Annotated in this window: 19 protein-coding genes; 4 read left to right on the plus strand and 15 right to left on the minus strand. The window is 71.4% G+C overall.

The genetic code is table 11. From position 1 onward, the window contains the following. Nucleotides 1-5 precede the first annotated feature (5 nt). Nucleotides 6-941, plus strand: a complete 936-nt coding sequence (gene ypfJ, locus K8U61_RS17455; RefSeq protein WP_224124318.1) for a KPN_02809 family neutral zinc metallopeptidase — start codon at nt 6-8, stop codon at nt 939-941. Nucleotides 942-1058: 117 nt separating this feature from the next. Here ypfJ and K8U61_RS17460 read toward each other — a convergent pair whose 3' ends face one another. The 14 genes from K8U61_RS17460 to K8U61_RS17525 all read right to left on the minus strand — a co-directional run bounded on the left by K8U61_RS17460 (nt 1059) and on the right by K8U61_RS17525 (nt 12664). Further along, the gene (locus tag K8U61_RS17460; protein WP_224124319.1) at nt 1059-1967 is read right to left on the minus strand and encodes a phosphotransferase; all 909 of its coding nucleotides are present in this window, start codon (nt 1965-1967) and stop codon (nt 1059-1061) included. Nucleotides 1968-1977: 10 nt separating this feature from the next. Beyond that, nucleotides 1978-3549 (minus strand): ABC transporter permease, encoded by a 1572-nt coding sequence (locus tag K8U61_RS17465; protein WP_224124320.1) that lies wholly within the window; start codon nt 3547-3549, stop codon nt 1978-1980. Then, entirely contained in the window at nt 3546-4457 is a 912-nt protein-coding gene (locus K8U61_RS17470) for an ABC transporter ATP-binding protein (RefSeq protein ID WP_224124321.1), read from the minus strand. Before K8U61_RS17470 ends, K8U61_RS17465 begins: the two co-directional genes overlap by 4 nt. Nucleotides 4458-4473: 16 nt before the next feature. Next, on the minus strand, nt 4474-5001 hold the full coding sequence (locus tag K8U61_RS17475) for a hypothetical protein (RefSeq protein ID WP_224124322.1): 528 nt from the start codon (nt 4999-5001) through the stop codon (nt 4474-4476). A gap of 37 nt (nt 5002-5038) precedes the next feature. After that, entirely contained in the window at nt 5039-5557 is a 519-nt protein-coding gene (locus K8U61_RS17480) for an ASCH domain-containing protein (protein ID WP_263427334.1), read from the minus strand. Further along, nucleotides 5550-6158 (minus strand): acVLRF1 family peptidyl-tRNA hydrolase, encoded by a 609-nt coding sequence (locus tag K8U61_RS17485; protein WP_224124324.1) that lies wholly within the window; start codon nt 6156-6158, stop codon nt 5550-5552. Before K8U61_RS17485 ends, K8U61_RS17480 begins: the two co-directional genes overlap by 8 nt. Nucleotides 6159-6268: 110 nt before the next feature. Continuing rightward, the gene (locus tag K8U61_RS17490; protein ID WP_224124325.1) at nt 6269-6631 is read right to left on the minus strand and encodes a metal-sulfur cluster assembly factor; all 363 of its coding nucleotides are present in this window, start codon (nt 6629-6631) and stop codon (nt 6269-6271) included. Then, on the minus strand, nt 6624-7076 hold the full coding sequence (gene sufU / locus K8U61_RS17495) for a Fe-S cluster assembly sulfur transfer protein SufU (RefSeq protein ID WP_224124326.1): 453 nt from the start codon (nt 7074-7076) through the stop codon (nt 6624-6626). Before sufU ends, K8U61_RS17490 begins: the two co-directional genes overlap by 8 nt. Beyond that, nucleotides 7076-8326, minus strand: coding sequence for an aminotransferase class V-fold PLP-dependent enzyme (locus K8U61_RS17500; protein ID WP_224124327.1), 1251 nt, complete (start codon nt 8324-8326; stop codon nt 7076-7078). The genes sufU and K8U61_RS17500 overlap by 1 nt, the downstream gene beginning before the upstream one ends. 1 nt (nt 8327) lies before the next feature. After that, complete coding sequence (gene sufC, locus K8U61_RS17505; protein ID WP_224124328.1) at nt 8328-9092, minus strand: Fe-S cluster assembly ATPase SufC; 765 nt, start codon at nt 9090-9092, stop codon at nt 8328-8330. Beyond that, nucleotides 9089-9424: a non-heme iron oxygenase ferredoxin subunit gene (locus K8U61_RS17510; protein WP_224124329.1), complete on the minus strand. Its 336-nt coding sequence runs from the start codon at nt 9422-9424 to the stop codon at nt 9089-9091. The genes sufC and K8U61_RS17510 overlap by 4 nt, the downstream gene beginning before the upstream one ends. Beyond that, nucleotides 9424-10584: a Fe-S cluster assembly protein SufD gene (sufD, locus tag K8U61_RS17515; protein WP_224124330.1), complete on the minus strand. Its 1161-nt coding sequence runs from the start codon at nt 10582-10584 to the stop codon at nt 9424-9426. Before sufD ends, K8U61_RS17510 begins: the two co-directional genes overlap by 1 nt. Further along, complete coding sequence (sufB, locus tag K8U61_RS17520; protein WP_224124331.1) at nt 10584-12002, minus strand: Fe-S cluster assembly protein SufB; 1419 nt, start codon at nt 12000-12002, stop codon at nt 10584-10586. Before sufB ends, sufD begins: the two co-directional genes overlap by 1 nt. Continuing rightward, complete coding sequence (locus tag K8U61_RS17525; protein ID WP_224124332.1) at nt 12002-12664, minus strand: helix-turn-helix transcriptional regulator; 663 nt, start codon at nt 12662-12664, stop codon at nt 12002-12004. Before K8U61_RS17525 ends, sufB begins: the two co-directional genes overlap by 1 nt. A gap of 129 nt (nt 12665-12793) precedes the next feature. Between K8U61_RS17525 and K8U61_RS17530 the strand changes: the two genes are divergently transcribed. From K8U61_RS17530 to K8U61_RS17540, 3 genes are read left to right on the plus strand one after another with little or no spacing between them, the layout of a single operon-like run. Further along, nucleotides 12794-13648: an ABC transporter ATP-binding protein gene (locus K8U61_RS17530; RefSeq protein ID WP_224124333.1), complete on the plus strand. Its 855-nt coding sequence runs from the start codon at nt 12794-12796 to the stop codon at nt 13646-13648. Further along, nucleotides 13641-14414, plus strand: a complete 774-nt coding sequence (locus tag K8U61_RS17535; protein ID WP_224124334.1) for an ABC transporter permease — start codon at nt 13641-13643, stop codon at nt 14412-14414. The genes K8U61_RS17530 and K8U61_RS17535 overlap by 8 nt, the downstream gene beginning before the upstream one ends. After that, nucleotides 14405-15280: a COX15/CtaA family protein gene (locus K8U61_RS17540; RefSeq protein ID WP_224124335.1), complete on the plus strand. Its 876-nt coding sequence runs from the start codon at nt 14405-14407 to the stop codon at nt 15278-15280. The genes K8U61_RS17535 and K8U61_RS17540 overlap by 10 nt, the downstream gene beginning before the upstream one ends. A 160-nt stretch (nt 15281-15440) precedes the next feature. On the opposite strand, the gene K8U61_RS17545 is transcribed toward K8U61_RS17540, so the two are convergent. Beyond that, the gene (locus tag K8U61_RS17545) at nt 15441-16385 is read right to left on the minus strand and encodes a heme o synthase (RefSeq protein ID WP_224124336.1); all 945 of its coding nucleotides are present in this window, start codon (nt 16383-16385) and stop codon (nt 15441-15443) included. Nucleotides 16386-16412: the final 27 nt, after the last annotated feature.

Genomic DNA, 16412 nt, shown 5'->3' on the forward strand with positions numbered 1-16412 from the left:
GGCTCATGCGGTTCAACCCGAAGGCGCGGCTCGACACGCGGCGGATGCGTGACGTCCGGGGCGCCCGGGCGACCGGCGGGGGCGGCACCCGCACCGGCGGCGCGGGCATCCCGATCCCCGGCGGGCTGGCCGGCGGCGGCATCGGCGGCATCGTCGTGGTGATCATCATCGTCGCGGTCAGCATGTGGCTCGGCGGCGGCAGCGGCGGTTCGGCGTACGACACCTCGCGGATGAGCGACACCGACCGCTACTCCTCCTGCGAGACCGGCGAGGACGCCAACTCCAGCAGCGACTGCGCCCGGGTGGCGGTCGAGAACTCCCTCTACGACTTCTGGTCGGACACCCTCGAGGCGCAGACCGGCACCGCCTTCACGGGCGAGAAGGCCGTCGAGACCTTCAGCGGCGCGGTCGACACCGGCTGCGGCCAGGCGAGCGCGGACGTCGGGCCGTTCTACTGCCCGAGCGACCAGACGATCTACCTCGACACGACCTTCTTCTCCGACATCCTCGAGGGCCGGCTCGGCGGGCCGTCCGGTGCGTTCGTCGAGCCGTACGTGCTCGCCCACGAGTACGGCCACCACATCCAGAACCTCCTCGGCACCATGGGGAAGGTGCGGACCCAGCAGGGCCCGAAGAGCGACAGCGTCCGGCTGGAGCTCCAGGCCGACTGCTACGCCGGCATGTGGGCGCGCTCGGCCACCACGACCGAGGACTCCTCGGGTCAGGTGCTGATCTCCGACCTGACCGACCAGGACGTCCAGGAGGCGATCGCCGCCGCCACCGCGGTCGGCGACGACCGGATCCAGCAGCAGTCCGGCGGATCCGTCGACCCCGACTCCTGGACCCACGGCTCCTCCGCCGAGCGGGTGCAGTGGTTCAAGACCGGCTACCAGTCCGGCCAGGTCGACGCGTGTGACACCTTCGCGCCAGGCGCGCTCTGACCGGCGTCGCCGGGAGGATTGGTCACCAACCCCGACTTCCGGGCCTGTTCGGAGCAGGTTGGTGACCAATCCGCTCGCTCACCGGCGGCGATTGGCACCAACCGGCCAGGGCGGAGATCACGGCTGGACGAGCGCCTCGATGTGCGGGAACTGCCGCTGGAGGGCGAGCAGGTGCGGCGCGACGGCGGGGTGCCGGAACTTCCCGGCGAGGGCGCCCTCGCCGCGAGCGGCGCGGGCGAGTGCCCACTCCGCCCGGTTGAGGACGGTGAAGACCGCGGTCACCCGGGCGCCGAGGGTGACCTCCTCCCGCGTGGCCAGGCCGGCGGGCAGGCCGAGCAGGTAGGCGTCGATCAGCGGCTCGAGCTCCTCGCGAGCGGCGAGGGCGAAGTAGCCGAGGTCGGCGCCGACCGGGCCGGTGCCGAGGGTCGCCCAGTCGATCGCGATCGCGTCGTCGCCCGACCGACCGAGGAGGTTGTCGGGGACGGCGTCGCCGTGCTGCGGCACCTGCACCAGGGCGTCGGCCGCGGCCAGCAGCTCGCCGCGCCGGGTCCAGAGGTGATCGGCGACGTCGGCGACCGTCGTCCGGGCCAGGGTCGGCCAGCCGCCGTTGCGCTCGACGCGGGCGAGCCGGTCGCGGAGCTGGTTGCGGGCCAGCCACGGCGCCGCCGCGAGGTGTGCGCCGGCGAACCGGCCGAGTGCGTGCGCGGCGAAGAGCCCGCTGCTGGCGGCGTCCTCGACCCACTCGCTGACGATCGTGATGCCGTCGGCGTCCTCCTCGACCGAGCCCGGCCCCGAGCAGCGCAGGCCGGGTGTCTCGAGGACCGTGCCGGCCGTGACGACGTCGGCGGCACGTCGCCAGTAGGCGAAGTGCCGCGGGTCGAGCAGCTCCGGCGGGTCGCCGTCGACGGGCGCGGCGAGACGCTTGACGACCACGGGCTGACCGCCGAGCACCGTCCGCCAGACGCCAACCGTGGAGACACCTCCGCCGCCGGGCAGCGGGTGCCACCCGGGTTCGGGCTGCCACATGGCTCGGAGGCTAGTGCACGTCGCGCCGCCGGAAGGCGACCTGGCCCGCGACACTCAGGGCCGCGGCCACCAGGGACACACCGAGCACGGCCGTCCAGTCGACGCTCTCGACCGGGACGAGGGCCAGGTGCTCGAACGGCGACAGGTCCTGCACCCACTGCGGGATCGACAGGAGCTCGCCGAAGAGCATGACCACGGACACGAGGACCAGCGGCAGCCAGGCCGCGACCATCGCGCGGGGCGCGACGCCGTACAGGAGCCGGGCGACGGCGCTGAGCACGAGCACCGCGGGTGCGTACTGCAGCAGCGGTACCGACAGGTTCCACAGCTCGTCGGTCGTGCCGGTCACGAGCGAGTAGCCGAGGCCGAGTCCGAGTCCCGCGGCCAGGAGCGCCGTACCGGTGCCCACCACCGTCATCGTGAGGTGACCCGCCAGCCATCGCGACCGCGGCTCCGCCGTCGCCAGGACGACCTCGAGCCGGCCGTCGTCCTCCTCGGCGCGCGGCCGCAGCGCCGAGGAGATCGCGAAGCCGCAGACGATCACGGCGAGCATGATCATCGCGGTCGCGTAGAACCCCTGGACGATGTCACCGGTGCCCTGCAGGAACATCTCCTGCGACGTCTCGGAGTCACCGATCAGGTCGCGTACGTCGTTGCCCATCGAGCCGTAGACGGCCCCGAGCGCGAACATCCCCGCCGTCCAGCTGACCAGCGGCGCTCGGTGGAGCCGCCAGGCCAGCCCGAGCGGGCGGGTGAGCGACGCCGGGGCACGGGCCGGGCCCGGCCGAGCGGCGAAGACGCCCGAGCCGTAGTCCCGTCGCTCGAAGAGGACCCGCGCGAGCGCGACGACCGCGATCGAGCCCGCGAGCAGCAGCAGGACCGGCCACCAGCGCAGTCCGGAGAAGGGGTGCATCGCCTGGTACCAGCCGATCGGCGAGAGCCAGCTCGCCACCCCGTTCCCGACGTCGCCGACCGCCCGGAGGGCGTAGGCGACCGCGAGGACCACGCCGGTGATCCCGTACGCCGCGCGGGTGCTGGTCACGAGCTGCATGGCCATCAGCGCCACGGCGGTGAAGAACCAGCCGCAGCAGGTCAGCCCGACCCCCGTCGCGACCGAGTCGGGGACCGCCAGGCCGTAGAGCACGAGGCTGCCGGCGACCAGCACCCCGAGCACGACGTTGGCGAGCGCCGCGGCGGCGAGGGCGGCCGTCGTCGGGGCGAGCCGGCCGACGGCCGTGGCCCGGAGCAGCTCGTCGCGGCCGCTCTCCTCCTCCGCCCGCGTGTGCCGCCCGACGAGGAACATGCTCATCAGTCCGGCGACGATCGCGCCGAACGCCGAGGCCTGCCAGAACACCTGACCGCCCGTCGTGTTGAGGGCGCGGGCCGGCCCGGCCATCGCGATGAACGCGGTGTTGCCCGCCATGCTGGCCGCGGCCCGGTCGAACTCCGCCTGCGTCGTGTAGAGGTCGTCGACGCTGACCGCCTGGCTCACGTAGAGCAGCATCGTGCCGAGCCCCCACCACAGGACCATCCACCGGTCCCGGCGCAGGAAGAGCCGGAGGAAGGCCGCCCAGCCGGTCACGACTCCGCCGGCCCCTGGACCTGGTCGCCGTAGTGCCGGAGGAAGAGCTCCTCGAGCGTCGGCGGCTGGCTGGTCAGCGTGCGGACCCCGCCGCGGACCAGCACGGACAGGGCCGGATCGAGGTCGGCGGTGTCCACCTGGAAGCGGACCCGGTGGCCCTCGACCTCCAGGTCGTGGACGCCCCGCAGCTGCGCGAGCCCGTCGACCGGTCGCTCCAGCTCCGCGCTCACCGAGGTCCGGGTGAGGTGGCGCAGGTCGGCGAGCGTGCCGGCCTCGACGACCCGCCCCGCGCGGATGATGCTGACCGCGTCGCACAGCTGCTCGACCTCGGCCAGGATGTGGCTGCTCAGCAGCACCGCGTGCCCCCGGTCGCGGAACTCGTCGACGTACCGGCGGAAGACCGACTCCATCAGCGGGTCGAGCCCGGACGTGGGCTCGTCGAGGATGAGCAGCTCCACGTCCGACGCGAGCGCGGCGACGAGCGCCACCTTCTGCCGGTTGCCCTTGGAGTAGGCGCGGCCCTTCTTGGTCGGGTCGAGCTCGAAGGCGTCCAACAGCTCGGCACGGCGGGCCTCGTCGATCCCGCCGCGGAGCCGGCCGAGCAGGTCGATCACCTCGCCGCCGGTCAGGGTGGGCCACAGGTTGACGTCGCCGGGCACGTACGCGAGCCGGCGGTGCAGTTCGGCGGCCCGGGCCCAGGGGTCGCCGCCGAAGAGCCGGACCTCTCCCCCGTCCTTGCGCAGCAGCCCGAGCAGGACGCGGATGGTGGTCGACTTGCCGGCGCCGTTGGGGCCGAGGAAGCCGTGCACCTCGCCCCGGCCGACGCTCAGGTCCAGCCCGTCGAGGGCACGCACGGTGCCGAAGCTCTTCACCAGTCCGCGGATGTCGATGACCTGCTCGTCGTCCACGGGGAGACGGTAGCGCTCAGGCGTGCTGGTAGTCGCGCCTCTTGTTCGCCGCGGAGTCCCAGCAGTCCGAGCCGGCCACGTCGCTGGGCACGGCGTACTCCTCCAACGTCGAGCAGTCCCACATCTCCTGGGTGCCGTCGATCTCGGCCCAGGCGCTGTCGGTCCTCGCCCAGAGCGCGGCGTAGCCGCCGCAGTCGTTGACGCCACCGCGGGCGAACCCGTCGGACCGGACGACCGCGACCGTGACACCGACGTACCCGTCGCTGCAGGTCGACTGCTCGGCGAGGACCTGCGCGGTCTGCCCGATGAAGTCGGCGAAGTCGTCGGGCGCGCCCTTCAGGCGGGCCTTCTCCCCCAGCGTCTCGACCTGGACCCCGGGGTCGCCACCGTGCTGGTAGGTGATCAGCTCCGGCGTGGCGCTCGCGGTCGGCGTGGCCGGCGCCGGTGAGGCGGTCCCGGAGTCGTCGGAGTCGTCGGACCCGCAGGCCGCGACGGAGAGGAGCAGGACGGCGGCCGCGGTGCCCGCCACGAGTCGGATCGTCATGCCAGGGAGACGCCGCCCGGCGCGGGCTGGTTGCCGGTCAGTGGCGGTAGAGCACCGTGAAGTGCTCGAGCACGACCGGCATGTCGCGGCGGAAGCCGCGACCGAGCGGGTCGACGGCGGTGAAGAACTCCTCGTGGTCGACACGCCACTGGCGGAGCGTCCGGTCGCCCTCGCCCTCGGCGTACGCGTGCTCCTCGTCGACCTCGTCGAAGGGCACGACGCTGACCTCGGTCGTCGCGATCAGCGCCCGCGGGTGCCCGGCGCCGTCCAGCAGGATGCCGAGGCTCCCCCGCTCGGGCACCGGGTCGTCGTCGGTGTAGTCCTCGAACGCGCTCGCGGTTGCGGTCTTGGTGCCCTCGAGCACGAGTGCGAGCAGCCGATCCGCCTGGTCGGCGTCGGCGCCGAACGACCACGCCGGTGGCACCACGACCGTGATCGGGGCGGCCCCGAAGTAGCCCGGCAGCAGCGACTCGAGCTTGCCCCGCCGCCGTGCCTCGCTCCAGAAGCGCTCGATCTCCCGGTCCCGATCGGCGTGTGGGTCGCTCACGTCAGGCATTGTGCACGTCGAACCGCACGGACTGCGCGTCGCGTACCGCCTGCTCGAGCACCCCGCGCTTCGGGTCGGGTACGGCGAGCCAGGGCTCGACGACGGTCAGGTTCCGGAGCCGCGCGTCGACCAGGACCTCCTCGACCGCGGTGCGGTCACCGCCGGTCACCAGCGGGCCGACGAGCCCGTCGAGGATCCGCGCGGCGTGGTCGGCCGCGGCCTCGTAGGCCTGCCGAGCCTGGTTGTCCCGCCGCCGGGCGAACCGCTGCTGGCTCTGCCCTCCGGCCTTGGTCCGCCCCTGGACGTGCCGCTGCCCGACCTTGCTCTCGCCGATCGTCGCCCCCGCCACCCGGGCGATCGCGAAGCCGCCCTTGCGGACCAGCAGGACGCCCCAGTCCTCGGGACTGGTGACGGCGTCGACGAAGGCGGCCGGGTCCGGGGCGCCGGCGTACGTCGTCGCGAAGGGCAGCCGCGCGAGAAAAGTGCTGCCGTCGTCAGCGCTGCCGGCCAGGCCGCCGTCGGCGACGCTCAGCTGCGTCGTACCGTGGCCGCGCTCGAAGTTCTCGATCCAGCGGGCGACCCGCCCGGCGGGAACGAGGACGACGTTCACCGTGCGATCTTCTCAGGCGACCCTGTCACTTCTCAGCCGATGCAACGCCTGAGAAGTGCAGCATTCACCGGTGCACCGGTGAATGCTGCACCGCCTCGCGCGCTCACACCTCAGACGTTGAACCCCAGGGCGCGCAGCTGCTCGCGGCCGTCGGGGGTGATCTTGTCCGGGCCCCACGGGGGCATCCAGACCCAGTTGATCAGGACGTCGTTGACCATGCCCTCGAGGGCGCCGTTGGTCTGGTCCTGGATCACGTCGGTCAGCGGGCAGGCCGCGGAGGTGAGGGTCATGTCGAGGACGACGTTGGTGTCCTCGTCGATGTGCACGCCGTAGACCAGGCCGAGGTCGACGACGTTGATGCCGAGCTCGGGGTCGACGACGTCCTTCATCGCCTCGGTGACGTCGTCGATCGTGAGGGTCGCGACCGCGCCGGTCGCCTCCGGCACCTCGGGCAGGTCACTGTGGTCAGCCATGGGTCTCCTCCAGGGATCGGGCGGTGGCGTCCTTCCAGGCCATCCACGACAGCAGGGCGCACTTCACGCGCGCGGGGAACTTCGCGACGCCGGCGAAGGCGATGCCGTCCTCCAGCACGTCCTCGTCGGGCTCCACGGTGCCCTTGCCCTGCATGAGGGTCAGGAAGGTCTCGTGGATCGACATCGCCTCGTCGACCGGCTTGCCGATGACGAGGTCGGTGAGCACCGACGCCGACGCCTGCGAGATCGAGCAGCCGACGGCGTCGTACGACACGTCCGCGACCACTCCGTCGGAGACGTGGACACGCAACGTCACCTCGTCGCCGCAGGTCGGGTTGACGTGGTGCACCTCCGCCTCGTACGGGTCGCGCAGACCCGCGTGGTGGGGGTTCTTGTAGTGGTCCAGGATGATCTCCTGGTAGAGGCTGTCGAGGTCGCTCATCATCAACCCAACTTGAAGTACGAGCGGGTGTATTCCAGGCCCTCGACCAGCGCGTCGATCTCGGCGGGCGTCGTGTAGAGGTACGACGACATCCGGGTCGAGCTCTGCACGCCGAAGCGCGCGTGCGCCGGCTTGGCGCAGTGGTGGCCGGCGCGCACGGCGATGCCGCGAGAGTCGAGCACCTGCGCCACGTCGTGCGGGTGCACGCCGTCGAGCTCGAAGGAGATCGCGCCCCCACGCTGCGCCGCGTCCAGCGGACCGAGCACCGTCACGCCGGGCACGGTGGCCAGGCCCTCGAGCGCGTACGCCGTGATGGTCTGCTCGTGCCGGTGGATCGCGTCCATCCCGATGTGGCCGAGGTAGTCGACCGCCGCGCCGAGCCCGATCGCCTCGGCGATCGGCGGGGTGCCGGCCTCGAAGCGGTGCGGGGCCGCGGCGTACGTCGAGCGCGCCATCGTCACCGTCTCGATCATCTCGCCGCCGCCGTGGAAGGGCGGGAGCTCGTTGAGCAGGTCCTCGCGACCCCACAGCACGCCGATGCCGGTCGGGCCGACGACCTTGTGTCCGGTGAAGACCAGGAAGTCACAGCCGGTCGCGGCGACGTCCACAGGCAGCTGCGGGGCGGCCTGCGAGGCGTCGATGACGGAGTAGGCGCCGACGGCCTTCGCCCGGGCCACCAGGTCGGTGACCGGGTTGATGGTGCCGAGCATGTTCGAGACCCAGGTGAACGCGACGACCTTGGTGCGCTCGTCGACCAGCCGGTCGGCGGCGGACAGGTCGAGCTGGCCGTCGTCGGTCAGCCCGAACCAGCGCAGCTCGGCACCGGACCGCTCGCAGGCCAGCTGCCACGACACGATGTTGGAGTGGTGCTCCATCTCGGTGATGACGACGTTGTCGCCGGGGCCGAGCTCGATCGTGCGGGCCAGCAGGTTGAGCGCCTCGGTGGCGTTCTTGGTGAAGACCACCTCGTTGCGCGACGGGGCGTTGAGGAACGCCGCCACCTTGTCGCGCGCACCCTCGTATGCCTCCGTCGACTCCGCGCCGAGCGTGTGCATGGCGCGGGCGATGTTGGCGTTGTGCCGCTCGAGGTGGTCGACCATCGTGTCGATCACGACCTGCGGCTTCTGCGAGGTGTTGGCGCTGTCGAGGTAGACCAGCGGCAGCCCACCCGCGACCGTGCGCTCCAGGATCGGGAAGTCGGCGCGGATCACCTCCAGCTCGGGGAGGAGGCCGGCCAGCTGGGTCTGGGTCATGTCAGACCGCCGCCTGGGCGCTCAGGAAGCGCTCGTAGCCGTTGGCCTCGAGCTCCTCGGCGAGCTCCGGACCACCGGACTCCGCCACCCGGCCGGCGACGAAGACGTGGACGAAGTCGGGCTCGATGTAGCGCAGGATCCGCGTGTAGTGCGTGATCAGCAGGACGCCCTTGGCATCGCGGGCGCGGAAGCGGTTGACGCCCTCGGAGACGACCTTGAGCGCGTCGATGTCGAGACCCGAGTCGGTCTCGTCGAGGATCGCGACCTTCGGGTCGAGCAGCTCGAGCTGGGCGATCTCGTGGCGCTTCTTCTCGCCGCCGGAGAAGCCCTCGTTGACCGAGCGCTGCGAGAAGGTGGGGTCGAGGTCGAGGTCGCCGAGGGCCTGGTTGACGTCCTTGACCCACGTGCGCAGCTTGGGCGCCTCGCCGTCGATGGCGGTCTTCGCCGTCCGGAGGAAGTTGGCGACCGAGACGCCGGGCACCTCGACGGGGTACTGCATGGCCAGGAAGAGGCCCGCGCGGGCGCGCTCGTCGACCGACATCGCGAGGACGTCCTCGCCGTCCAGGGTCACCGTGCCGCCGGTGACGGTGTACTTCGGGTGGCCGGCGATCGAGTAGGCCAGGGTGGACTTGCCCGACCCGTTGGGACCCATGATCGCGTGCGTCTCGCCGTCCTTGATGGTCAGCGTGACGCCCTTGAGGATCTGCTTGGGACCGTCCTCGGTCTCGACCGAGACTTCGAGGTCCTTGATCTCGAGGGTGCTCATGCGGGGGTGACTCCGTTCAGGGTGGTGTTGATGTCGACGTAGAGGTCGTCGCCGCGGACCTCGATCGGGAAGGTGGCGACGGGCTCGGTGGCCGGGAGGCCGGTGGGCTTGCCGGTGCGCAGGTCGAAGCGCGACCCGTGCAGCCAGCACTCGACGGTGCAGTCCGCGACCTCGCCCTCGCTGAGGGCGACGGCGGCGTGCGAGCAGAGGTCCTGGATCGCGAAGAACTCGTCCCCGTCGCGCGCGATGGCGACGTCGTACGCACCGATCGTGACGCCGAGCGCCTCGTCGGTGGGCACCTCGGCGAGCGTGCAGGCCCGCTCGAAGCTCATCAGGCGAGCTCCTTGAGGACGTTCTTGGCCAGCTCGGCCTCGACGGTCCGGAGCAGCTGCTCCTCGATCGACGGGATGCCCACCTTGCGGATCAGGTCGTTGAAGAAGCCGTGCACGACGAGGCGCTGGGCCTCCTTCTCCGAGACACCGCGCGAGCGCAGGTAGAACAGCTGCTCGTCATCGAAGCGGGCGGTCGCGGACGCGTGGCCCGCGCCCTCGATCTCACCGGTCTCGATCTCCAGGTTGGGCACCGAGTCGGCCTGGCAGCCGTCGGTGAGCACGAGGTTGCGGTTCTCCTCGTAGGTCTCGATGCCCTCGGCGACCTTGCGGATCAGCACGTTGCCGATCCAGACCGTGTGGGCGCCCTCGCCCTGCAGCGCGCCCTTGTAGACGACGTTGCTCTTGGTCTTCGGCGCCGTGTGGTCGGCGAAGAGCCGGTGCTCCAGGTGCTGTCCCGCGTCGGCGAAGTAGAGGCCGAGCAGCTCGGCCTCGCCGCCGGGGCCGGCGTACTCGACGTTGGCGTGCATCCGCACGACGTCGCCGCCGAAGGAGATCGAGGTGTGCTTGACCGAGGCGTCGCGTCCGACCCGGATCGCGTCCCGGCCGAGGTGGACCGCGTCGTCCTCCCAGTCCTGCAGCGACAGGATGTTCACCTGGGCGCCGTCGCCGACGAGGAACGACTGGATCGCCGAGTAGCGGGCCGACCCGGAGTGCACGAGCACGATCGTGACGCGGGCGTGGGCACCGATCCGGTAGACCAGCTGCCCCCAGACCAGGTCGTCGACCGACGAGCCGGTGAGCCGGATGACGATCGGCTCGTCCGCCTCGAAGTCGGCGGGTACGTCGAGCAGCGCCGCGCCACCCGAGAGCTCGGCGGCCAGGGCGGCCGGGCGCTCGTTGGGCGCGAGCTCGCCGATCTCGCGCGCCTCGGCGGCCGAGACCGTGGTCAGGCTGACGCCCTCCGGGATCGTGGTCTCCCAGTCCAGGCAGGCGTCGGACGCCTCACCGTCGAGGATCCCGCGCAGTCGCTTGATCGGGGTGAAGCGCCACACCTCCTCGCGACCGGTCGGCACCGGGTGGTCGGCCAGGTCGTAGGACGCGGGCGGGTTGAGGTGGCTCTCGACGCGGTCAAGCTCGAGAGCGTCTGCAACAGCAGTCACTAGCCGACTGCTCCTTCCATCTGGAGCTCGATGAGGCGGTTGAGCTCGAGGGCGTACTCCATGGGGAGCTCCTTGGCGATCGGCTCGACGAAGCCGCGCACGATCATCGCCATCGCCTCGTCCTCCTCCATGCCACGCGACATGAGGTAGAAGAGCTGGTCGTCGGAGACCTTCGAGACGCTCGCCTCGTGGCCCATGGACACGTCGTCCTCGCGGATGTCGACGTAGGGGTAGGTGTCGGAGCGGCTGATCTGGTCGACCAGCAGCGCGTCGCACAGCACGTTCGACTTGGAGCCGTGGGCGCCCTCGTTGACCTGGATCAGGCCGCGGTACGACGTACGGCCACCGCCGCGCGCGACCGACTTCGACAGGATCGAGCTCGAGGTGTGCGGAGCCGCGTGCACCATCTTCGCGCCGGCGTCCTGGTGCTGGCCCTCGCCCGCGAACGCGATCGAGAGCGTCTCGCCCTTGGCGTGCTCGCCCATCAGGTAGATGGCGGGGTACTTCATCGTGACCTTGGAGCCGATGTTGCCGTCGACCCACTCCATGGTGGCGCCGGCCTCGCAGGTGGCGCGCTTGGTGACGAGGTTGTAGACGTTGTTCGACCAGTTCTGGATGGTCGTGTAGCGGCAGCGGCCGCCCTTCTTCACGATGATCTCGACGACCGCGGAGTGCAGCGAGTCGGAGCTGTAGATCGGCGCGGTGCAGCCCTCGACGTAGTGCACGTAGGCGTCCTCGTCGACGATGATCAGCGTCCGCTCGAACTGGCCCATGTTCTCGGTGTTGATCCGGAAGTAGGCCTGCAGCGGGATGTCGACGTGCACGCCCTTCGGCACGTAGATGAAGGAGCCACCGGACCACACCGAGGTGTTGAGCGCGGCGAACTTGTTGTCGCCGACGGGGATGACGGTGCCGAAGTACTCCTTGAAGAGCTCCTCGTGCTCCTTCAGGCCCGTGTCGGTGTCGACGAAGATGACGCCCTGCTCCTCGAGGTCCTCGCGGATCGAGTGGTAGACGACCTCCGACTCGTACTGCGCGGCGACACCCGCGACGAGACGCTGCTTCTCCGCCTCCGGGATGCCGAGCTTGTCGTAGGTGTTCTTGATGTCCTCGGGGAGCTCCTCCCACGAGGTCGCCTGCTTCTCGCTGGAGCGGACGAAGTACTTGATGTTGTCGAAGTCGATCCCCGACAGGTCCGAGCCCCAGGTCGGCATCGGCTTGCGGTCGAAGAGCTTGAGGCCCTTCAGGCGCAGGTCGAGCATCCACTGCGGCTCGCTCTTCTTGCCCGAGATGTCGCGTACGACGTCCTCGTTGAGGCCGCGCTTCGCGGAGGCGCCGGCGACGTCGGTGTCGGCCCAGCCGAACTCGTAGCGTCCGATGCCCTTGAGCTCGGGGTTGAGCTCCTCGATGGAGGTCATCAGCTGACCCGCTCCTTCTTCTCGGTGGGGGTGGTCGGGATGCAGGTGGTGCAGACCCCGTCGCCGTGGGCGATCGTGGCCAGGCGCTGGACGTGGCGGCCGAGGACCTTGCTGATGGCCTCGGTCTCCGCCTCGCACAGCTGCGGGAACTCGTGGGCGACGTGGGCGACCGGGCAGTGCTGCTGGCACAGCTGCTCCCCCACGACGGGCAGCTCACGCACGGCCGCCGCATAGCCCTCGTCGGTGAAGATCCGGGCCAGCACCTCGGCCGAGCCGAGGCCCGGGTCGGCCGCGCGGACCGTCTCGAACCTCTCCTCGATGAACGCCACCCGTCGGGCGGCGAATTCCCGGACGGCGTCGTCGCCGCCGGTCTCGGCCAGGAACCGGAGTGCCTGGACCGCGAGGTCGTCGTACTGCTGGTCGAAGCCGTCGCGGCCCGACTCGGTCAACGCGAAGACCTTGGCCGGACGACCGCGGCCGCGGGTGGCCTGGCTGCGCGGCTCCCGCGCCTCCAGGACGCCCTCGTCGACCATGAGGTCGAGGTGTCGGCGGACGGCGGCCGGGGTGAGGTCGAGCCGCTCGGCGAGCGCCGCGGCCGTGGACGGGCCGTTGACGAGGATCGACCGCGCGACGCGCTGGCGCGTCGGCTGGTCGTGGCCCACGGGGGGCGTCTCCTCGAATTCCACAACGCCAGTGTGCCGTTATTGTTTCGGCCCCTTCAAGGAAGGCGACCCTTACCTGGCGCCGACCGTGAGCCGGAGCACACGACCCCCGTCCCTAGACTGACCGCCGTGTCCGACGCCTCGCCTGCCGTTGCCGTCGACGGCCTGGTGATGAGGTACGGCGACAAGGTCGCGGTCGACGGGCTGTCGCTGGTCGTCGAGCGCGCGACGATCACCGCGGTGCTCGGCCCCAACGGCGCCGGCAAGACCACCACGCTGGAGACCTGCGAGGGCTACCGCCGGCCGCAGACCGGAGCCGTCCGGGTGCTCGGCCTCGACCCGGTCCGCGACCGCCGCGAGCTGCTCCCCCGGATCGGCGTCATGCTCCAGGGCGGCGGCGCGTGGAGCGGGGTCCGCGCCATGGAGATGCTCGACCACGTCGCGCGCCTGCACGCCCATCCGCTCGACACCGGCGAGCTCGCCGAGCGCCTCGGGCTGGGCGAGTGCGGCAAGACGCCCTACCGCCGGCTCTCCGGCGGCCAGCAGCAGCGCCTCGGGCTCGCGATGGCGCTCGTCGGCCGGCCCGAGATCGTCTTCGTCGACGAGCCGACCGCCGGCATGGACCCGCAGGCGCGGCGTACGACGTGGGAGCTGCTGCGCGAGCTGCGCGAGGACGGCGTGACCGTCGTCCTCACCACCCACTACCTGGACGAGGCCGAGCAGCTGGCCGACCAGGTCCACATCATCGACCGGGGCCGGCTGATCGCGTCCGGCACGCCGGAGGAGCTGACCCGCGGCTCGTCGGCGACCGTCCGGCTGGTCGTCGACCAGGAGCTGCCCGGCGCGACCGAGGCCGCCCTGCGGGCCGCCATCGACCGGTGGAGCGCCGATCACCACATCGGCGTCCGGTCGATCAGCTTCGGGTCGCGCACCCTCGAGGACGTCTTCCTGGAGCTCACCGGACGGGACATCGAGCATGGCTGACCTCGACTTCACCCCCCGGCCGGGGGCCGCGCCGCTGCGCTCCCAGGTGCTCGCGCAGGCCCGCATGGAGGCCCGGCTGATGCTGCGCAACGGCGAGCAGCTGCTGCTGGCCGTCGTGATCCCCGTGCTCGTCCTCGTCGGCGGCGTGACCGCCGGGGAGCACCTCACCCTCGACCTGCACACCTCCCGCCCCCTCGTCGACACCTTCACGCCGGGGGTGATCGCGCTCGCGGTCATGTCGACGTCCTTCACGTCGCTCGCGATCGCGACCGGCTTCGAGCGGCGGTACGGCGTGATCAAGCGGCTCGGCAGCTCGCCGCTCCCCCGGTCCGGCCTGCTCGCCGGCAAGGTCCTGGCCCTGCTGATGGTGCAGCTCGTGCAGATCATCGTCATCGGCGGCGTGGGCCAGCTGCTCGGCTGGACCCCCGAGCCCGGCGTCCTCGGCGTCGGCCTGGCGGTGCTGCTCGGCACCGCGGCGTTCGCGAGCCTCGGGCTCTTCGTGGCCGGCGTGCTGCGCGCCGAGGCGACCCTGGCGGCCGCCAACCTCATCTACCTGCTGCTCATGGCGGGCGGCGGCGTCGTGCTGCCCCTCGCGGCGTACGGCGCGTTCGGCGACGTCGTCCGGTGGCTGCCCTCGGGCGCACTCGGCGAGGCGATGCGCACCGGATTCATCGACGGCGGGGTCGCCTGGCGCGACCTCGGCGTCCTGCTCATCTGGGCCGTGCTCGGCACGACCCTCACGGCTAGGACCTTCAAGTGGGAGTGACCTCTCGGCTGCGGCACCTCGACGACTGGATGCGCGGGTGGGCCTGGGCCTCGATCGTCGCCAACGTGGTGATCGTCGTGACCGGCGGCGTGGTGCGCCTGACCGGCTCGGGCCTCGGCTGCCCGACCTGGCCGCGCTGCACCGACGAGTCGCTGACGCCGCACGGCGCCTACGACCTGCACCAGTACATCGAGTTCGGCAACCGGATGCTGACCTACGTGCTCGTCGCGATCGCGGTCGGCACCTTCGTCGCCGCCTGGCAGACCGGGCGGCGCGACCTGCGCCGGCTGGCGCTGATCATCGCGCTCGGCATCCCGGCGCAGGCGGTGATCGGCGGCATCACGGTGCTCACCGACCTCAACCCGTGGATCGTGTCGCTGCACCTGCTCTGCTCGATGGCGATCATCGGCGTCGCAGTGCTGCTGCTGCAGCGGCTCGACCACCCCGCCCCCGCCGTACCCCCGCGGAGCGCGGCCGTCGGCCTCGCCTGGGCGACCTTCGCGTCGGCCTGGGCGGTCCTCTACGTCGGCACCGTGGTGACCGGCTCCGGCCCGCACGCCGGCGACGCCGACTCCAAGCGCAACGGGCTCTCGCCGCTGCAGACGAGCCAGCTGCACGCCGACCTGGTCTTCCTCTTCGTCGGCCTCACCCTCGGTCTGCTCTTCGTCTGCTTCGCCACCGGTGCCTCCGACGCGGCCAAGCGCGCGGTCGTGCTGCTGCTCGTCGTGGAGGTCGCCCAGGGCGCGATCGGCTTCGTCCAGTACTTCACCGACCTGCCGGTGGCCCTCGTCGGCCTGCACATGCTCGGCGCGGCCCTCATCTCGGCCACCGTGACCTGGGCGCTGCTGAAGGTCCGCGAGGGCTGAGCCCGGCCGCGTGGGCGCACGCGGCGGCCGTCCCTACCCCCGTGGCCGGGACGGCCGCCACACCCGTCAGACGCGACGGGTCCCGTGATGGGTACGCCTCGGAGCGCGCTCGTGCGACGAACGGTAGGTAAGACGCGACGAACGGTCGGCCCGGCGCCGGTCAGCGCGAGAGCAGCGGGTCGATCGCGACGGCGACGAAGAGCAGCGAGAGGTAGAGGTTGGAGGCGTGGAACAGCCGCATCGGCTGGATCACGGCGAGGCTCTCGGTGCCCCGGGCTCGACCCCACATGCGGTGGGCCTCGACCAGGAACACCGCGCCGAGGACAGCGGCCACGATCGGGTAGAAGAGGCTGGTGCCGGCGACCGGCCACAGCAGCAGCGAGGTCGCCACCATCACCCAGCTGTAGAGGACGATCTGGCGGCCCACCTCGCGGGCCGGCTTGACCACCGGCAGCATCGGGACGTCGACGTTGGCGTAGTCCTCGCGGTAGCGCAGCGCGAGCGCCCAGGTGTGCGGCGGCGTCCAGAAGAAGACCACCATGAAGAGCACGACCGGGGTCCAGGAGAGCGAGCCGGTGACGGCGGTCCAGCCGATCAGGGCCGGGAAGCAGCCGGCCAGACCGCCCCAGACGATGTTCTGGGTGGTCCGCCGCTTGAGCAGCATCGTGTAGCCGAAGACGTAGAACGCGTTGGCGGCGACCGACAGCAGCGCGGAGAGCGGGTTGACCCAGATCAGCAGGATCGCGGTCGACGCGATCGCGAGCACGAAGCCGAAGACCAGCGCCGCGGCCGGCGACACGATGTGCCGCGGCAGCGCCCGGCGGCGGGTGCGCCGCATCTGCTCGTCGATGTCGCGGTCGTAGACGCAGTTGAAGACCGACGCCGAGCCGGCCGAGAAGGTGCCGCCGATGACGGTCGCGACGACGAGGCCGAGGTCGGGCACCCCGCGAGCGGCGTAGAACATCACCGGCACGGTCGTCAGGAGCAGCAGCTCGATCACGCGCGGCTTGGTGAGCCCGACGTACGCCGCGACGACGTCCTTGACCGTCGCCCGCTCGGCGGCGGGCTGCCGTGCGGCAGAGGCCGACTGGCCGACGTACGTCACAGGGATCCTCGGGCGGGAATGTGGGCA

The sequence above is a fragment of the Nocardioides mangrovi genome, assembly GCF_020073815.1.
Classification (GTDB): domain Bacteria; phylum Actinomycetota; class Actinomycetes; order Propionibacteriales; family Nocardioidaceae; genus Nocardioides; species Nocardioides mangrovi.

Coding starts and splice junctions, on each gene's coding strand:
- sufU (WP_224124326.1), bottom strand. CDS start 7,076: ATGATGAGCGACCTCGACAGCCTCTACCAGGAGATCATCCTGGACCAC.
- K8U61_RS17490 (WP_224124325.1), bottom strand. CDS start 6,631: ATGGCTGACCACAGTGACCTGCCCGAGGTGCCGGAGGCGACCGGCGCG.
- K8U61_RS17500 (WP_224124327.1), bottom strand. CDS start 8,326: ATGACCCAGACCCAGCTGGCCGGCCTCCTCCCCGAGCTGGAGGTGATC.
- sufB (WP_224124331.1), bottom strand. CDS start 12,002: ATGACCTCCATCGAGGAGCTCAACCCCGAGCTCAAGGGCATCGGACGC.
- K8U61_RS17460 (WP_224124319.1), bottom strand. CDS start 1,967: ATGTGGCAGCCCGAACCCGGGTGGCACCCGCTGCCCGGCGGCGGAGGT.
- K8U61_RS17535 (WP_224124334.1), top strand. CDS start 13,641: ATGGCTGACCTCGACTTCACCCCCCGGCCGGGGGCCGCGCCGCTGCGC.
- ypfJ (WP_224124318.1), top strand. CDS start 6: ATGCGGTTCAACCCGAAGGCGCGGCTCGACACGCGGCGGATGCGTGAC.
- K8U61_RS17480 (WP_263427334.1), bottom strand. CDS start 5,557: ATGCCTGACGTGAGCGACCCACACGCCGATCGGGACCGGGAGATCGAG.
- K8U61_RS17510 (WP_224124329.1), bottom strand. CDS start 9,424: ATGAGCTTCGAGCGGGCCTGCACGCTCGCCGAGGTGCCCACCGACGAG.
- sufC (WP_224124328.1), bottom strand. CDS start 9,092: ATGAGCACCCTCGAGATCAAGGACCTCGAAGTCTCGGTCGAGACCGAG.
- K8U61_RS17475 (WP_224124322.1), bottom strand. CDS start 5,001: ATGACGATCCGACTCGTGGCGGGCACCGCGGCCGCCGTCCTGCTCCTC.